This is a genomic window from Thalassotalea sp. LPB0316, assembly GCF_014898095.1.
Taxonomy (GTDB): domain Bacteria; phylum Pseudomonadota; class Gammaproteobacteria; order Enterobacterales; family Alteromonadaceae; genus Thalassotalea_G.
This window is the reverse complement of sequence record NZ_CP062946.1, coordinates 976,882-995,531: the sequence shown is the minus strand read 5'-3', so window position 1 is coordinate 995,531 and position 18,650 is coordinate 976,882. Positions and strand designations below refer to the sequence as shown.

15 protein-coding genes are annotated in these 18,650 nt (G+C 42.2%); 1 reads left to right on the top strand and 14 read right to left on the bottom strand.

From position 1 onward, the window contains the following. Positions 1-10: 10 nt before the first annotated feature. The 5 genes from argB to metB form a co-directional block, all read right to left on the bottom strand. The gene (gene argB / locus LP316_RS04400) at positions 11-784 is read right to left on the bottom strand and encodes an acetylglutamate kinase (RefSeq protein WP_193022867.1); all 774 of its coding nucleotides are present in this window, start codon (positions 782-784) and stop codon (positions 11-13) included. Next, positions 784-1,824: an N-acetyl-gamma-glutamyl-phosphate reductase gene (gene argC, locus LP316_RS04395; protein ID WP_193022866.1), complete on the bottom strand. Its 1,041-nt coding sequence runs from the start codon at positions 1,822-1,824 to the stop codon at positions 784-786. Before argC ends, argB begins: the two co-directional genes overlap by 1 nt. Before the next feature lie 376 nt (positions 1,825-2,200). Then, positions 2,201-3,679 (bottom strand): hypothetical protein, encoded by a 1,479-nt coding sequence (locus tag LP316_RS04390; RefSeq protein WP_193022865.1) that lies wholly within the window; start codon positions 3,677-3,679, stop codon positions 2,201-2,203. 132 nt (positions 3,680-3,811) lie between these two features. Further along, complete coding sequence (gene metL, locus LP316_RS04385) at positions 3,812-6,250, bottom strand: bifunctional aspartate kinase/homoserine dehydrogenase II (protein ID WP_193022864.1); 2,439 nt, start codon at positions 6,248-6,250, stop codon at positions 3,812-3,814. A 34-nt stretch (positions 6,251-6,284) separates the two neighbouring features. Then, a complete protein-coding gene (gene metB, locus LP316_RS04380; RefSeq protein WP_193022863.1) occupies positions 6,285-7,445 on the bottom strand; it encodes a cystathionine gamma-synthase in 1,161 nt (386 codons plus the stop codon). Between the two features lie 167 nt (positions 7,446-7,612). Here metB and metJ point away from each other — a divergent pair, with 167 nt between their 5' ends. Further along, complete coding sequence (metJ, locus tag LP316_RS04375) at positions 7,613-7,942, top strand: met regulon transcriptional regulator MetJ (protein WP_193022862.1); 330 nt, start codon at positions 7,613-7,615, stop codon at positions 7,940-7,942. A 744-nt stretch (positions 7,943-8,686) separates the two neighbouring features. On the opposite strand, the gene LP316_RS04370 is transcribed toward metJ, so the two are convergent. The 9 genes from LP316_RS04370 to mutL all read right to left on the bottom strand — a co-directional run bounded on the left by LP316_RS04370 (position 8,687) and on the right by mutL (position 18,642). Beyond that, positions 8,687-9,928: a malic enzyme-like NAD(P)-binding protein gene (locus LP316_RS04370; RefSeq protein ID WP_193022861.1), complete on the bottom strand. Its 1,242-nt coding sequence runs from the start codon at positions 9,926-9,928 to the stop codon at positions 8,687-8,689. Between the two features lie 445 nt (positions 9,929-10,373). Beyond that, positions 10,374-11,669, bottom strand: coding sequence for an adenylosuccinate synthase (locus LP316_RS04365; RefSeq protein ID WP_193022860.1), 1,296 nt, complete (start codon positions 11,667-11,669; stop codon positions 10,374-10,376). A gap of 160 nt (positions 11,670-11,829) precedes the next feature. Next, complete coding sequence (locus LP316_RS04360) at positions 11,830-12,018, bottom strand: DUF2065 domain-containing protein (protein ID WP_193022859.1); 189 nt, start codon at positions 12,016-12,018, stop codon at positions 11,830-11,832. A 75-nt stretch (positions 12,019-12,093) separates the two neighbouring features. Next, positions 12,094-12,975, bottom strand: coding sequence for a protease modulator HflC (gene hflC, locus LP316_RS04355; protein ID WP_193022858.1), 882 nt, complete (start codon positions 12,973-12,975; stop codon positions 12,094-12,096). Between the two features lie 3 nt (positions 12,976-12,978). Continuing rightward, positions 12,979-14,115, bottom strand: a complete 1,137-nt coding sequence (hflK, locus tag LP316_RS04350; protein ID WP_193022857.1) for an FtsH protease activity modulator HflK — start codon at positions 14,113-14,115, stop codon at positions 12,979-12,981. A 90-nt stretch (positions 14,116-14,205) separates the two neighbouring features. After that, positions 14,206-15,486 carry a ribosome rescue GTPase HflX gene (gene hflX / locus LP316_RS04345; protein ID WP_193022856.1) on the bottom strand — a complete coding sequence of 427 codons (1,281 nt, stop codon included), beginning with the start codon at positions 15,484-15,486 and terminating at the stop codon, positions 14,206-14,208. Between the two features lie 33 nt (positions 15,487-15,519). Continuing rightward, entirely contained in the window at positions 15,520-15,789 is a 270-nt protein-coding gene (hfq, locus tag LP316_RS04340) for an RNA chaperone Hfq (protein ID WP_193022855.1), read from the bottom strand. 87 nt (positions 15,790-15,876) lie between these two features. Further along, positions 15,877-16,812, bottom strand: a complete 936-nt coding sequence (gene miaA, locus LP316_RS04335; protein ID WP_193022854.1) for a tRNA (adenosine(37)-N6)-dimethylallyltransferase MiaA — start codon at positions 16,810-16,812, stop codon at positions 15,877-15,879. A 3-nt stretch (positions 16,813-16,815) separates the two neighbouring features. Continuing rightward, the gene (gene mutL / locus LP316_RS04330) at positions 16,816-18,642 is read right to left on the bottom strand and encodes a DNA mismatch repair endonuclease MutL (protein ID WP_193022853.1); all 1,827 of its coding nucleotides are present in this window, start codon (positions 18,640-18,642) and stop codon (positions 16,816-16,818) included. Positions 18,643-18,650 lie beyond the last annotated feature (8 nt).

Here is an 18,650-nt window from a genome sequence, read left to right as displayed (position 1 = left end):
AACTAAGTAACTAACAGTTGGGCTGAATTTGTGTGCCGACTGCTTGTCCTGCAACGAGCGATAAAATTTGCTCGGGCGATTGCCAGCTAGCAACCGCGATGCTTCGTCGTAAATGATTTGCTGCTGCAAATGCCGCATGAACCTTGGCAGTCATACCGCCAGCAATAATGCCTTGTTCAATAAGTTGATTGGCTTGTCCTTGAGTTAACGCTGATAGATATTGACCATCAGCGCCTTTCACACCATTAACGTCGGTTAATAACAACAGCTGAGCATTGAGCAATTGACAAATGACCACTGCCGCATCATCTGCATTAACATTAACTAGCTGACCGTCATCGAGCGCACCAATGGATGAAATGATCGGTAAACAACCCGATTTTAATAAAGTATCTAATAACTGAGATGAATGAGCACTGACTTGTCCAACCGCTTCAAGTTTCGGATTAGCAAGTTGGCAACGGGTCATTTGACCATCAGCAAGTGATAAACCCACCGCGACTAGCGCTTGCTGTGAGGCTTTAGCGACCAGTGTTTTGTTAACATAGCCTGCTAATGCGCCGGTAATGGTCGGAATTTGCTTTTTCGGTGTTACCCTTAGACCATCAATTTTTTTCGTACTATAACCGGCTTGGCACAGCATGTTATCAACGACATAACCGCCGCCATGTACTAAGACAATTTGCTGATCTTTGGCTTGTTTGATCACTTGAAAAAGCGCTGCTAGCGCTTGTTCATTGGTCAATATTGCGCCACCGACTTTAATCACTAATGGCTGTTTCATTAAGCAGCTCCTAAGCTAATAGTTTTAGGGAGTAAGTGAAGGTGACTTGCCCAACCATAGCTTAAATTAAAGCATTGAACGGCTTGGGCAGCTGCACCTTTCAACAAGTTGTCAATCGCGCAACTAACCACAGCGACTTGCTTTTGCTCATCGACTTGGCAATAAATATCGGCAAACGGCGTGTGCGCTACGTGATCTATTTGCGGCCACGATTGCTTGAGTCGAATCAACGGTTTATCTTGATAGGCCGTTAGATAAGCTTGTTGCACATCTTGACTACTAACACCCGATTGAACTGACAAAGTAACTGTCGATAATAAACCGCGCTTAAACGGCGCAAGATGTGGATTGAAAATAACCTGACAACCAGCTTCTTGAGAAATTTCTGGTTGATGCCTGTGCTGCAGAATATTGTAGGGTTTTAAGCTCACTTCGTTAAAGCTTGTTGCCAAATTAGCGTTTCTGCCAGCACCACTAACACCACTGATACCGTTAACCACGATAAGCTGGCTTTCATCAATTAGCTGACTATCGGCTAAAGGCTTGATCGCTAATAAACTAGCTGTTGGGTAACAGCCGGGAACGGCAATTAACGAGGCTTGACTAATCGTTTGCTCATTAAACTCAGCCAAACCGTAAACCGCTTGCTTAACATACTCAGGAAATTGATGTTCAAAGCCGTAATACTGCGGATATTGATCGCATGATTTAAGGCGAAAGCCACCAGAAAGATCAAATACTTTCACGCCTGCTTCGACGAATTTAGCCGCCCATTGGGCACTAAATTCATGGGGTGTGGCAAAAAACACCGCGTCTAATTGACTTCCATATTGCTCAAACCATTGTGCGGAAAAAGTAAACAGAGGTACATCTATAACCCCCTGCCAGCGAGCATGTAAGTCCGCAAAATGTTTTCCATAGGAAGTACTGTTTTCCGATATCACTAGGTGTTCTATCGAAACTTGTGAGTGTTGAGCTAACAATCCTGCCAACTCAGCACCGACATAACCACTGGCACCAATAATTGCAACTTTCTTCACGGCAACCTCTAAAATGCAATTTTATTCACTATTAATAACAACTGAAGTTTTCCTAAAACTTCAAAAAGACGGGGAAATTAACTATCTTCGTCGTAAAACAGGTGAATGCATTTTAAATACCTAATATTGGGCTATGTAACAATTAGGAGAGAAGATAACAGCATAAAAATATAAATGCAATAATTTAGCATAATTATTTACATGTAATTTTACTCATCGTTAATCAACGATTAGCTGACAACGCTTTTCATGGCGGTTTCTGCAGATGAACAGGGGGGATTGATGGCTCGTTATAATGACGAGTTAGTAAGATGAGAAAATTTTTTGAATAAAAACTTAAAATAACGCTTTGAAGATAACATCGAATTCAGCCCAATTAATAAACTGACCGATTCCAAAGCTTTTGATGATTTTTAATTGAGAAATAATCATTGGGGTACCAACAACGTGGCAATACGTCGAGCTCTTTTCGCTCTTCATAATTTGACGCAATAACTTCAAGGATCTCAAGTAATCGCTTTTTACTCACCCTCGCTAATCGTTTTGCCGTTTGAGTAAAGTGGAGGTTGCTGGCTTTTTCTATTGTTGTATCTTGGCCATGACTAATAAAAGTGAGTCCTCGAGTTGCTGGCCGACAAATCGGTTCTTCTGGATTATTCGGATATAAAGAACACACGATGGCATATTCATAACTGTCCATATAATTACCATCAGACGCTTTTGGAATATAGGTCACGCCGTATCCTTGCGGAAACATACCAACAACTTTATAAAAGCTATCGACAACTCTTTGATGGCAAGCACCGCGCTCAGCATTGGTATTTAACACACTAAACACCTTGGGCAACACCTTGTAGTTATAGTTATCTTTCGTCGACAGTACGATAGATGCATATATCTGCGGTACTTTAAGTAAGTTACCAATGCTTTGTTGAGGATTAACCGCGCGCTTGAGCAACTTTTTAATAAACACCTGTTTGGCTTTCTCATCTTTGATAAAGCGATCGCGATCTTCTTTTGAATTCCCTATATAGTTTAAAGTACCCAATCCTTCATTGACATATTTCATCATTTCTCTAAATGAAACCTGCAACAGCTCTTTGCGTTGCTCAATTTCGAGCATTCGATACGGACTTTCTTTACCGCTATCACCGCATAAAATAGCGCGAGCTTCAGGGTGAAAATTACCAATGTCTTGCACTATTGCTGCAGTAACAACACTAATTTTTACCTGCTCACAAAAGTATTGATATGCTTCTGGATTAACACTTTGAAATTCGTGATAGCGATCAGCAGGGATATCCCCTAGATAGCGACTAATAAACTCATCATTAAGATCTTCTTCAGCCAACAACTCATCGAGTAAGCGCAAGCTCAGTACGGCTTTGTATAACGGTTTATGCTTTTCGTTTTTTTCAGCTATTTTACTGCCCTCGTTAGGGCTTAGCAGCTGAATCGTACCAAGTAGTAGCGAAGATTTTCGGACAGTTTCTTCAAAACTCTCACCTTCAGTTAAACTAATCACTTCTCTGGCGATCTCGAGGAAGTGGCGATGGCGGTCAAATCGCTCAGCATCACACTCTTGTTTAAATTCTTCTAACTGAAGCTGGGCATGCTCGAGCGCATTTTGCCTCATCTTGACTTTGCTGGTCACCGCAGCCTGCAGCTTAAGTTTTTGCTCGCTGATCTCTTCTTCTAGCGCTAGTATGCGACTTTCTCTCGCCGGTTGGTTTTCATAAAACTCAATCGCACGCTTCAAAATAGAATCATCAGCAGGCCCTAAACCATAAATTTTGTTTAGTAGCCGCTTGATCTGGGTTGTGATAATTAAATCTTGGAGAGCCTGCTTTACCATTAAATAACTTCAACTAGCGCAAATAGTGTAATTCATACGAAATGCTAGTTAATAAATGCCTTAAGTACAAGAAAATCGAGTGAATTATTGCACCTTGTTACACTTAGATAAGTAATGCCAAAGACATGGGGATTATTCATTAATCCCTTTAATTTTAACCTGATGCTGTTTAGTTGAAAGTTGTTCACAAATTGCCACCAAATCCGAGTGTATGCCACCGGCAGTGACATCTCGGCCCGCGCCTGGGCCTTGAATAATAAGTGGATTCGATTGATACCACTGGCTTTCAACTTTAAAGATATTGTCACATGGATTTAAGTTAGCAAAAGCATCGTCACAATCGATAAATACTAAACCAACCTGTGCTGTTATCTGATTATCTTTGGCTGAAAACTCAGCTACATAGCGCAAACATTTCCCCTGTGCTTTAGCCTTACTCAACTGTTCAGCAAACGAAGCATCAAGGGCATCGGCTTGAGCTAAAAACTCCTGAGTGGTCAACTGCGCTAATTCATCAGGTACTAAAGATTGGCAAGCGATTTCCTCAAGCGACAGGGTAAAGCCTGCTAAGCGCGCCAAAATGAGCAGTTTACGCTGAACGTCTCTGCCGGATAAATCTTCGCGTGGATCAGGCTCAGTCAACCCGCGCTCTAACGCGCTTTTAAGCAAATTAGAAAACGGTTGGCTCCCATCATATTGCTCGAATAACCATGACAACGTACCTGAGAATATGCCTGAAATTGCATGAATTTCATCGCCACTCCGGCGTAAATCGTTGATCGCAAAGTTTATCGGCAAACCGGCTCCAACGGTCGTATTACCGAGCCAAATACTACCATTTTGCTCGGCTAATGCCGTTAAACCATTGTAATATTCAGTAGAGCTTGACGCCGCCCATTTATTTGCGCCAATCACGTGAATACCTTCTTTAAAAAATTCACGATAGAGCAAGCTAAAGGTTTCACTCGGTGTAATATCAACCACGATAAGTTCATCATAGGGATGATGCTTAAGCCAAGATAGCAATAATGCTTCATCGTAATCTTTAGCTTGTTTATCAAACTGGATAAGCGCCTGTTTCGGACTAATACCATCGGTGTTAATCAAGGCTTTCTTTGAGCTCAACAAACCAACTAAATGAATGTTTTCGAGCACCGATTGGCGCTTAATTTGTCCTGGTAAAATCTCTAAAAAGCGCTTACCAATATTGCCAAGTCCCGCGACGATAACACCAATGTGTTTAGCATCTTTGGTCATTTCGTGGTGCACTAAGTTGGTCAGCTCTGGACTACAAAAATCCGGTAGTACACAAATAATACTGTGCTCAGAAGTAGATGAAAGTATATCGAGTGTTTTAGTATTCTCTAATGCTCTTTTGAAGCGCGCTTTAACATCGCCACGAGATGCCACTTTATGGCCAACCACAGCAATAATAGCTGCTGGTTTGAAAGTCACTTCGCCGACTTTACTAGCACACCATTGGCTCACTGTTTTTTGTTGTTCTTGTTTGATGACCATTAAGGCCTTGCTTTCATCAAAACAAATAGGATCAAAACGCTTGATAGCATCAGCATGTGACAGCGAAGATAGCAATTCACTTGAAACGATTAACACATCATTTGAATAGGTTACCGATAACTCTTGCTTGGCTAAAAAGCCAAATTTACCAATTTCAGTGCCGCTCGTTTCACTATCAAATGAACTGGCCACATGCAAATGCGTAGCATGCTCTTCCAATGGTTTTAGCGTATTGACATGTAAAACGGGATTACCCAATCGACCTAATTCTCGAGCAACACCATTGGGCAAGCGATGCAGTTTACGCGCCGCTGGCACTATTCTCGGATCGGCACTATAAATACCATCGACATCAGTCCATAAAGTGACATTGGCAGCGCCAGTTAAGGCAGCCATAATAGTTGCGGAATAATCAGAGCCATTGCGTCCTAATGTACACGAGCGACCATCAACATCCCGAGCAATGTACCCGGTCGCGATGGTAAGTTGATGATCTTGTTTTATTTGGTTAAATTTAGCTCGGCTTACATCATAGTTGACTTGGGTATTTTGCTCAGATACTACTTCGATAAAATCACGAGCATCAACAGCATGGCTTGGGCAAATTCGCTCATTCAAAACGGCTGACAGTAAACGCGCCGACCAAATTTCACCAAATGCTAAAATATCATTGCGATGCTTTTCTAACGCCTTAGCAAGCCATGAATCAAGCAAGGCGAAATCATCAGCTAATTGCTTGGTTAAATACGTACTGTTTTGTTCATTAAGTAGCTGTGCAATCAAGCCTTTTAATTGAAAATGTAGATTCTCTAGCGCATCTTGATAGTTCTCGTTATCTTTTGCCAATTGGCACAAATTAAATAACTGATCAGTTACACCACCATTAGCCGAGACCACAACAATGTCGTTGATTTGACAATGACGACAAATAATATCGATGACGCGCTCAATACACTCACTACTGGCTAAACTACTACCACCGAATTTGTGAATATTGATCGCGAGTTTGCCAGTCGCAGAATCAGGGTGCTTGATAAGGTTTTCTATAGTCATCAGTTACATCAACTCATTTCGATAAAGGCTGTAGTTAGGCTTGTTGGCTGTATTCTAGCGCTTGTGATAAGTCAGCAATAATATCATCAATATGCTCAATGCCGACGGATATTCTTACTAAAGATTGGCTGATTCCTGCAGCTATTTGCGCGTCGAGATCCATACCGGCATGCGTCATCGTCGATGGATGGCTAATCAAACTCTCCACACCGCCTAACGATTGAGCAAGTGTGAACAAAGACAGATTAGCAAATAATGCTTTGACCGCGGCTACGCCACCTTTAAGCTCGAAACTCAACATCGCACCAAAGCCATTTTGCTGTTGCTGAGCCAACTCATGTTGTGGGTGATTGGTAAGACCTGGAAAATAAACTTGTTCTATCGCTGGATGGCTAGCGAGAAATTCCGCGACATTAATGGCATTTTCTTGATGCCTTGCCATGCGCAACGGCAAGGTTTTTAAACCGCGCAATGCCAAATAGCTATCAAAGGCTGAGCCGGTAATGCCAATACAATTGGCCCACCACGCTAGCTCTTCGCCTAACGTTTGATCTTTAGTCACTAAAACACCACCGACAATATCACTGTGGCCATTTAAGTATTTAGTTGTTGAGTGGAAAACAATATCAGCGCCGAGTAATAGCGGCTTTTGAATCACTGGCGATAAAAAGGTATTGTCGACGGCGACAAGTGCTCCAACCGCCTTAGCTTTGGCTGAAATGGCTTGAATGTCAACAATACGCAATAAAGGGTTGCTTGGCGTTTCAATAAGTACAAGTTTGGGTTTAGTCGCTAACGCCTGAGCTAAAGCCTGCTCATCACGCTGATCAACAACGATTAATTCAAAATTGCCTTTTTTTGCTAAAAAAGTAAACAGGCGATAGCTACCACCGTAACAATCATGTGGGATGACAACTTTGTCGCCAACACTCACTAATTGCAGCAACAAGTGGACCGCAGACATTCCTGTACTAGTTACGATCCCTGTCGTGCCCTCTTCAAGCTCAGCAACCGTTTGTCCGAACGTAGCACGCGTTGGATTGCCGGTGCGGGAATAATCGTAATCACGTTTTTCATTAAACCCTTTTAATGAATAGGTACTCGATAAATGTAGCGGAGCAACAACAGCACCATGGTGTTGATCGATATTAATACCACCGCGGGCAGCTTGTGTTTCTATGTGTTGTTTACTCATGATCACTATCCAAAATTTTATAGGCGTTTAGACGTCTATAACTCTAAACGTATTCGCTATAGTGGTCAAGCTGTTTTTAGCCGTCTAAACTTCTACACATTCATAGTTGACTGTTTTCATACAACCAGTACAATTCCTATGGTTTAAAAACTTTTAGAGGTATTTTCATGGCGCAGTGGAATGGTGAATATATAAACCCATATGCCGAACATGGTAAAAAAAGCGAACAAGTTAAAAAAATAACAGTGTCCATTCCTTTACGTGTACTAAAAGTATTAACGGATGAGCGTACTCGCCGCCAAGTCAATAACCTCCGTCACGCAACGAATAGTGAATTGCTTTGCGAAGCATTTTTGCATGCATTCACTGGCCAACCATTACCAGATGACGCCGACCTAGCTAAAGACAATCCAGAAAAAATTCCGGCGAGCGTAAGAAAAGTACTCGTTGAAAACGGCATCACCGATTTTTCAATTTTTGAAGACGACGAAGAGTAATACTCTCGATTATTTCTAATGATGTTAGAAAGGGTCAGCGCTTAACACACTGACCCTTTTTTGCTTTTAAACCAAAGCAGCGTTAGGTACTAACCATGATAGAGCTTTCATATTTATCAGTGGATAAAACAGTGAGCCTCGAATTACACACCACTCCCATTCGCAATAGATTAATTTTTCACTTCCATGTTTATTGCTGGGCGAGGCAGGACGCCGAGCACTGATGTCATACAGGACGTATCTTCTTCAGGAACAGCTAATACCAATTTCGTTAAATAGTTAATCATTCAGAGCTACGTCAGGGAAGTTAGAACAAAGCAAATTGGTGCAGGTATGGTTATTCCATATCAAGGCAATTTGTAAAGTTATCACTTTTCTGACGAGCTCCCAAGGGCGAGTTTAAATGGCTTATATGCTTCGTTACTGATTTTGCTAAGGGAATAACCATTACCGGCAATCAAAGCCTTGCCTATAAGCCATTTAATTCTCGCTGAATGACCAACTATTTAATGAACTTGGTATGATAAACACAAGTGAAAAATTAATGTTGTCTATTGCGTGGGCGCCGAGGGAGATTAAAGAGGGAAACAGGCGCTTTTTCCCTCTTTAGTGCTGTCGGCACCCCGACAATATAATCTGAAAAGGTCCTAAACTCGAAAGTATTTATACTATTTAACTAACCATAAGTTAAAGTAATAGCCCCTTGATTAAAAATATCCAATATAGTCGCGAGATCATAACTCATTAGACGAAGTAATTCTCGGGCATGTCAATTTGGGCAACGCCTGACTCTACTGCAGCTAAAGCCACCGCTCTGGCAACTCGTGCGCATAAACGTGAGTCCATTGGTTTTGGAATAATATACTCTTTACCAAATTCAAGAGATTGATCACCGCTAGCGACTAGCACATCCTCAGGCACCGGCTCTTTTGCCAGTTCGCGAATCGCATCAACCGCTGCAACTTTCATTGCATCATTAATTTTAGTTGCTCGAACATCTAAGGCACCACGGAAAATAAACGGGAAACACAGTACGTTATTCACTTGGTTTGGATAATCAGAGCGGCCAGTTGCTATGATGACATCATCACGGGTCGCCTTGGCGAGTTCGGGTTTAATCTCAGGATCAGGGTTTGAACAGGCGAAAACCACAGGATTTGGCGCCATCAACGCAAGCTGCTCAGCAGAGAGTAAGTTAGGTCCTGATACACCGACAAATACGTCAGCACCATCAATCGCCTCTTCAAGTGTGCGCTTATCTGTGTTGTTAGCAAATAGCTTTTTATACTCATTTAAGTCATCACGACGAGTATGAACCACGCCTTTGGTATCTAGCATGTAGATTTTTTCACGCTGAGCACCGCATTTGATTAACAGCTCCATACAGGCAATCGCTGCTGCACCAGCCCCCATACAAACGATATTTGCATGTTTGATACTCTTACCTTGAATCTCTAAGGCATTCAACATGCCCGCGGCGGTGACAATAGCGGTACCATGTTGATCATCGTGGAAAACCGGTACTTTACAACGACTGATTAAGGCTTTTTCAATTTGAAAACACTCTGGCGCTTTAATATCTTCTAGGTTAATACCACCAAAACTATCAGCAATATTTGCTACCGTTGAAATAAACTCTTCAACTGTATTATGGGTAACTTCAATGTCGAACGAATTGATACCGGCAAAGCGTTTAAACAATAGCGCTTTACCTTCCATGACTGGCTTTGACGCCATAGGTCCCAAATTACCTAACCCCAAAATCGCCGTACCATTTGAGATAACAGCAACAGTATTGCCTTTGCCCGTGTACTTATAAACATCGTCAGGATTAGCTGCAATTTCACGTACTGGCTCAGCAACACCCGGACTGTAGGCGAGAGCAAGATCCTTAGAAGTTTCAGCTGGGGTAGTAATTTCTACACTAATTTTTCCTGCGGTTGGGTATTGGTGGTAATCCAAAGCTTGCTGACGTAAATCTGTCATGGCTATTCCTAAAATGCTAACAGTAGATAAAAATGAAGATGAAAGTTTTCTTTAAACTTTCAGGCGCGCCTATGGTAAGTGATTACTTTCCGGCAATTCAAGAGCTGACAAAGCTTACCAGTTACCTCTTCAATAAAAATAGTGCAACAGCTCTAACCAAAATTCACATAATTTTGTTAAATATTCGCTATAGCATCAGCCAATATGAAAGTTTGTTAGTATTTTAAAATAACGACCAGTAGCGACAGTTCGAGAATTTTCGCGATTGTTACCGTGTATTTCGTGATCTTAATTGCGGTAAATAGCGTGCAGGTTTTGGCAATGAGGTGATTGCCAAGCATGATTTTAGATAAATAATTATCTAATAAAGTACATTATATTTTTTTGTTATCAGCCATAAAAAAAGCCAACCTAAGGTTGGCTTTCATTGATCCGTTGACGTTTATTATTCAAACGGGTTAACCAAGATCATCGTTTCGACGCGATCTGGACCAGTTGAGATAATGTCAATTGGTACGCCTGTTACTTCTTCTAGGCGCTTAATGTAGGCACGAGCATTTTCAGGTAATTGTTCAACCGTTGTTGCGCCAACAGTAGACTCACTCCAACCTGGCAATGTTTCGTATACTGGGCTAATTTTTTCGTAGCCTTCAGCAGCTGTCGGTGGCACAGTGATAATGTCACCATGTTCTGTTTGGTAGCCAGTACAGATTTTTAACTCTTTTAAGCCATCTAATACATCTAACTTGGTTAAACAGAAACCGCTAATTGAGTTTACTTGAACTGCGCGGTGCATCGCGACAGCGTCAAACCAACCACAACGACGCTCACGACCTGTTGTAGCGCCAAACTCATGGCCAACGGTACCTAAGTGATTGCCGATTTCGTCTTTTAACTCAGTCGGGAATGGACCTGAACCAACACGCGTCGTATAAGCTTTAGTAATACCTAAAACGTAATCGATATGACGAGGACCAAAGCCACAACCTGTTGCAACACCACCAACAGTGGTATTTGATGAAGTTACATAAGGGTATGTACCGTGATCAATGTCTAGTAAAGTACCTTGGGCACCTTCGAACATGATTGAATCGCCGGCTAAACGCGCTTGATCTAATGTCTCAGCGATATCAGCGACCATGTCCTTGATAATGTCGGCAACAGCCATTACATCAGCAAGTACTTCATCATAGCTAACCGGCTCTGCTTTATAGTATGAAGTTAAAACAAAGTTATGGTATTCCATAATTTCTTTTAACTTAGCAGCAAATGACTCTGGGCAAAACAAATCACCCACACGTAAACCGCGACGAGCAACTTTATCTTCGTATGCCGGACCAATACCACGGCCGGTGGTTCCGATAGCTTTACTACCGCGCGCTTTTTCACGCGCAGCATCTAATGCATTGTGATATGGAAGAATCAATGGACATGCGTCAGAAATAAGCAAACGATCACGTACTGGTACGCCGCGTTCTTCTAACATTTTGATTTCTGTCATTAACGCTTTAGGACACAGCACTACACCGTTACCAATCAAACACTTTACGTTATCGCGTAAAATACCTGACGGAATTAGATGAAGTACGGTTTTTTCACCGTTAACGATTAATGTATGACCTGCGTTGTGACCACCTTGATAACGCACAACAAACTTTGCTTTGTCCGTTAATAAGTCAACAACTTTACCTTTACCTTCGTCACCCCATTGGGTGCCTAGAACTACGACGTTTTTACCCATTTGCACATGTTGGTAAGAAAATTAGGCGGGGATTCTAACAAATATCACGTAGTAGTAAAAGTGCTAATCGAGCACTTTTTAACCAAATTACAATTTATTTCACAAGCCTTTGTTTTAACGCTTACTTTAATAATCAGTTTATTGATAGCAATGATCGTTACTAATTTAACATCCACAAAAGCACGGCACCAATAGTCATAATTGACAGGCCGATGTTGCGAATAGAACTGCTCGGCTCTTGGCCTAGTTTTGCAACATAGGCTTTCCATTTGTTAGGGAATAACGCCGGTACAAGACCCTCAATGATCAAAGCTAAACCGAGCGCAGTTAAAAGTAACTCGAGTGTCATAAGATGATGATAACAACTTGATTAATTAAAAGATTAATATAAAAAAGCCATGACGTTGTCATGGCTTAAATTTAACTATTTTGCTTTTTTATTGTCTTTCAAATAGTGAAAGAAATCACTATCTGGTTTCACGACCATAATATCGCTTTTGCTATTAAAGCTATTTTCATAAGCCTCTAAGCTGCGATAAAAGCTGTAGAACTCCGCGTCTTTGTTATATGCATCGGCATAGACTTTCGCTGCCAAGGCGTCACCTTCACCACGAATTTCAAACGCTTTCTTTTGCGCATCAGCCAACATAACGGTAACTTTTGCATCGACTGTTGCGCGAATGATCTCTGATTGCTCTTGACCTTTAGAGCGGTGCTCTTTAGCAACGGCATTTCGCTCAGCACGCATACGCTCAAAAATTGAATTACTGACTTCATTTGGAAGATTGATCGCCTTCACGCGAACATCAACCACTTCAATACCTAATTCGTCACGGCTACTCGCTGTACTTTCTAGGGCTTTTGCCATGAGGTCATCGCGCTCACCGGAAACAATTTCTTGAATCGTGCGGGTACCAAATTCTGTGCGTAATCCGTTGTTAACTTTTTGCTTTAATAGCGCCGAAGCGTTATCAAAACTACCCGATGTACGCAGGTAAAAACGCGAGAAATCTACGATACGCCATTTCACGTATGAGTCGACCATTAAGTCTTTTTTCTCTGCGGTTACAAAACGGTCTGGCGCTTCATCAAGTGTTTGAATACGCGCATCTAACTTTTTAACCGTTTCAATAAATGGCACTTTAAAATGCAAGCCTGGTTGATAGACCACCATTTCACCAGCGCTATCACGCTTGATTTTTTTGAACTGGAAGACAATACCGCGCTCACCTTCTGCAACCACAAAAACACAAGAAACTGCAATTACAAAAATTACTGCACCTAATGCAACTAAGAAATTTTTCATCGGTTAGTTTCTCCCACTGTTAAAACGATCGGTACGGCCAGTTGAGCTGTTGGTTGAGCTTGGTACCGATTGTGGTACCGATTGCACCGGCTGCTGCATTGTACGTGGGACACTTTGTTGTTGATTGATAATCTTATCCAATGGCAAGTACATCATATTGTTACCACCTTCGACATCAACCATCACTTTTGATGTATTGCTATAAACCTTTTCCATGGTCGCCATATATAAACGTTGACGCGTAACTTCTGGCGCTGCTTGATACTCAGGCAATAACTTTTCAAAACGCGCGACAGCACCTTCTGCGTCCAATACTGTCTGCTGTTTATAGGCTAGTGCTTCTTGTTCAAGACGCTTAACACGACCACGGGCACGAGGCTCAATACTCAATGCATACGCTTCGGCTTCTTGAATATAACGTTCTTCGTCTGCTTGAGCAGCAATCGCATCATCGAACGCTTCTTTAACTTCTTCAGGTGGACGCGCATCTTTAAAGTTAACGTCTACCACTGAAAGGCCCAAGTTGTATGTTTCAATAATATCGTCTAACTCCGCCCATACTTTTTGGCGAACCACTTCACGACCGCTAGTCAGCACATCATCCATCTTAGCCTGACCAACAACATAGCGCAGTGCACTGTCGAGCGCATCGCTTAAGCTTTCATCGGCGTTGGTTACACTGAAGATATAATCACGAGCATTAACCACACGATATTGCACTTGCATTTCAACGCGCACGACATTTTCGTCCTGCGTTAACATAAAGCCAGCTGCAGGCAAATCTCGCGTTGTTTGTACGTCAACTGGAATGATGTTCTCAATAAACGTCCATTTCCAACTCAAACCTGGTTCAACGAGCTCTACGTATTCACCAAAGCGCAGTTTTACACCGCGCTCAGCTTCTTTAATGGTGTAAATACACGAGTATGCGTATATCACGACGGCTACCAAAACTGCCACGATAATAAGGGCATTTGGGAAACTATTATTGGCGCTGCTTGACGAGCCTCCAGAGCCACCAAAGCCAAACTTGCTGCCTAAATCTTTAAATAAATCGTCTAAGTCAGGTGGTCCTTGGTTATTACCGCCTTTGTTTTTCCAGGGATCTTTATCGTCTTTCCCCGGTTCATTCCAAGCCATGATGCTCTCCGAATAGTCTCTATAAAAAATTAATTTTGATGATATTGTCATTTTCGACAAAAACAGGTGAAAAAACAATATATCAGGCTGTTAATACTCAATAAAGTGTTCAATTGTTTCCGTTTTAACAATCCGATTCCACTCTTTTTCAGGTAGCTTGACCGCTAGAATGCAGTTTCCTTGCTCATCATAGGTCTCATCAGTTATACAATTAAGCTGATAGAACTCACCGCGCAATCTGCCTGCAGAAGGCGGAATTTTCAAGGTATGCCTGACAATTTGCACGCCTAAGCGCTCAGCCAATGCCTTGTAGAGTAACTCGATGCCTTGATTTGCCCGAGCGGATAACCAAACCCGAATAGGCAAGCCATTTTCGTCTCTATCTATACGCGGTGCAATATCATTTAGGTTATCTATTTTGTTACAAATTAATAATTGCGGAACATCGCCAGCGTCAATTTCTGTTAAGACGTCTTCAACCTGCTCGATATTTTCTTGCCGACGCTCGTCAGAAATATCAACAACGTGAAGTAATAATTGCGCTTCGCGAGTTTCAGTTAACGTAGCCTTAAAGGCCGCGACTAAATCGTGTGGTAAATGACGAATAAAACCTACGGTGTCGGCTAAAATTACTCGGCCAACATCTTCGACTTCGATTTTTCGCAAAGTGGGGTCAAGTGTCGCGAATAATTGGTCTGCGGCATAAACATCAGCGCGCGTGATGGTGTTAAATAAAGTAGATTTTCCTGCATTGGTATAGCCGACTAAAGAAACGGTTGGCAATTCAGCGCGCGTGCGCGAACGCCTGCCTTGTTGGCGTTGCTTTTCTACTTTCTCTAAACGCTTTTGAATGCTGTTCATCCGCTCGCGTAACAATCGACGGTCGGTCTCTAGTTGTGTTTCACCTGGACCGCGCATACCAATACCACCTTTTTGTCGTTCAAGGTGAGTCCAACCTCGGATCAAACGGGTGCTGATATGTCTCAATTGAGCAAGTTCGACTTGTAACTTACCTTCATGAGTACGGGCTCGTTGGGCAAATATATCGAGGATCAAGGTCGTTCTGTCGACCACCCGACATTCGCAGACCGCTTCGATATTTTTTTCTTGAGATGGACTAAGGCTGTGGTTGAATAAGACAACATTGGCGTTGTGTAGTTTAACAGCTTGCGCTATTTCTTCGACCTTACCCGAGCCAACAAAGTATTTACTATGGGGGGTGTTTCGCTTGCCAGTAATCACATCAAGTGCCGTAACACCTGATGATGACACTAACATTTCAAATTCTTGTAGATCTTCTCGACTACTTTCATCAGGAAAATCTACATGAACTAGTATCGCTTGCTCACCTGCCTGATAACGATCAAACAAATGAAGTACTCCTAATTGTTAGTACTACAAGCATTAATCCTGATTGTCCATTGGCTGGTTAAAGCCACCTTGGTTGCCAGTTGGAGCAGGATTAGTGTTTACAGCACGAGACGGTACAACCGTCGAAATAGCGTGTTTATACACCATTTGACTGACCGTGTTCTTTAATAAAATAACAAACTGGTCAAAAGACTCGACTTGACCTTGTAACTTAATGCCGTTAACTAAGTAAATTGCCACTGGAATGCGGTCACGACGTAATGCATTCAAAAATGGGTCTTGTAAAGATTGCCCCTTCGCCATTATTGGCCCCTTTTCTTATTGTTAGTAAAAATAAATTTTTCAATTCAGCGGGTTAACTCGCTGTTAACAATCATTATACACAATTGTTTATAATTTGCTTATCTGTGATGTAATTACTTGTAAATTGTTGGTATCTTCCATATCCAACCAAGTCAATTCATCCCATCCCCTCAACCAAGTTAATTGACGTTTCGCCAATTGTCTAGTAGCACATACACCTTTAAAGATCATTTCTTCAAAATCGTACTCGCCTTTGAGGTGTTGCCACATTTGTCGATAGCCAACACAGCGAATCGACGGCAGGTTTTCATGTAAGTCGCCACGCGCCATTAATTTTACAACTTCATCTTTAAAACCTTGCTCGATCATTTGGTTAAAACGCAACTCAATACGTTTGTGCAACGTTTTTCGCTCTTTTGGCGCGATAGCAAATTGTAAAACATCCCCAGTTAAACGTTGACCTTTTATTTCAGTTAATTGTGTCAAAGTATTTCCAGTTATACGGAACACTTCGAGTGCTCGGGTCAATCGCTGTGGATCATTAGGATGGATGCGCTGTGCAGAGACTGGATCTATCTCAGCTAGCTCTTGATGTAATGCATCCCAGCCATTTTCTTTCGCCTCTTGCTCGATTTGCTGCCTAACTTTTGGTGAGGCTTCCGGTAAAGGCGATATTCCGTCAATTAAACTTTTAAAGTACATCATAGTGCCGCCAACCAATAAAGGAATCCGACCACGTTGGCGAATTTCATCAATGGCTTTTAAAGCATCTTTGCAAAACTCTGCCGCAGAATAACTATCGGCAGGATCAATCAAATCTATTAGTCGATGTGGATATTTTTTTTGCTCTTCCGCAGTCGGTTTCGCGGTACCTATATCCATCCCTTTAAATACGAGGGCTGAGTCAACACTGATAATTTCACAGGGCAACGCATCATAGAGCTCCATAGCTAACGCTGTTTTACCTGATGCCGTTGGCCCCATTAAACAGATAACCGGTGGCAATTTTTTTTCAGTGGACATAAGTTACATCTTCAATTGGCTTACACTCGATGTAAGGTCAACTATAGCTGAATTCAAGGTAATGTATTGATTAAATTCTTGTTGTTGACTTTGAATTTGTCGCCAAACGGGTAAATAACCTGCAAGATCAATTGGCTGAGGTAATAAATAACCGGCTAAAAAATCAAGCCAATAATCACTGATGGTTTCAGGTTGCCGCTGAACATCGGTTAATTTTGCTAAAAAGCTCATCGCTTGTTGAATAAAGTCATTGATGTCTAATGTCCGAAACAATGCCGGAAACTGACGCACAACAACGCCTTGCGAATAAGAAATAACAATCCCTGAGCGCTTAAATAGCTCGGAAAACTCTTCAAGCAATGAATGATGGTTCTGATCGATATTCACTTTGATCGGCAACAGCAGCGGTTGACTGACCAAACCGGTTTGCCATTTTTCTTTTAACAGCATCAAATAGCTAGATTTAGCAAGCTTTGCCGCATCAAATACGCGTAATTGCTGTTGCTCAACAAACACACCATATTTCCCTTCTACTATTGCTAACAGCTCAGCAGCAGAAACGACATTGTCAGTTTGCCGCTGAGTTTCTTGATGGCTTGGATGAGGTGTCATCAATTGTTGGTAATTGGCACTCGCTGTCGATGATACCTGGTTCGAGCTATATTGACGACGGCCATCAAATGAAGTACTTGATTGATATGCTTGCTGATTACTGGCTGAAGTCAGTGGCGTCACGTAGTCACGCGTTGACACATTGGCAGAAGATACCATTGACGAATTGGCTTCACTAGGTGCTTCATGGCCATACTCAACATCAGCTAAAGCAGGTTCATTTGCGTTGGCAATCGCTTGATGGCAGACAGAGAAAATAAAATCGTGAATATAACGTCCTTGATGAAAGCGAACCTCGTGTTTTGCCGGGTGAACATTAACATCAACCTCTCGATGATCAAGCTCTAAAAACAACACAAATGCCGGATATTGCTCGCTGCCAAGGTATTCACTGTAAGCCTGTTTTATCGCGTGATTAATCAACTTGTCGCGCATCATACGGCCGTTGACATAGCTATAACACAAATCGTTTTGATTACGAGCAAAGCTAGGCAAACCAATCCAGCCCCATAGCGTAAGATCGCAATGTTCAGTTTTCACTTCAATAGCATTGGCTAAAAACGGTTGGCCACAGACTTGACCAATCCGCTTGGCGTAAGTCTCTGGCGAGTTGCATTGGCGAAAATGTTTCACCTGCTTGCCGTTATGAGTCAAGATAAAGCTGACATCGAATCGCGCTAACGCTATCCGTTTGATCACTTCTTCAATATGGGTAAATTCAGTTTTTTCAGTGCGGAGAAATTTTCGCCGAGCAGGCGTATTAAAAAACAAATCAACCACGTCTACCGTAGTACCGTCTGGATGAGCCGCTGGCAACACTTCGACAGCCATATCTCGTCCCTCAGCACGTGCCTGCCAAGCTTGAGGTTGTTGCTGCGGTTTTGATGTCAAGGTTAAGCGCGCCACCGAACTAATACTGGCAAGCGCTTCACCGCGAAAGCCTAAACTGGCGATAGCTTCCAAATCATCTAGATCTTTAATTTTTGACGTAGCATGGCGGCTCAGCGCTAATGTTAGCTCATCTTTTACAATGCCCTTACCGTTATCAACAATGCGAATGCGTTTGGCGCCACCTTTTTCGATATCGATGCGAATTTTAGTTGCACCAGCATCGAGGCTATTTTCAACAAGTTCTTTAACAACCGAAGCAGGTCGCTCGACCACTTCGCCGGCTGCGATTTGGTTGGCTAGGCGAGCGGGTAATATTTGAATAGGCATAATAATTA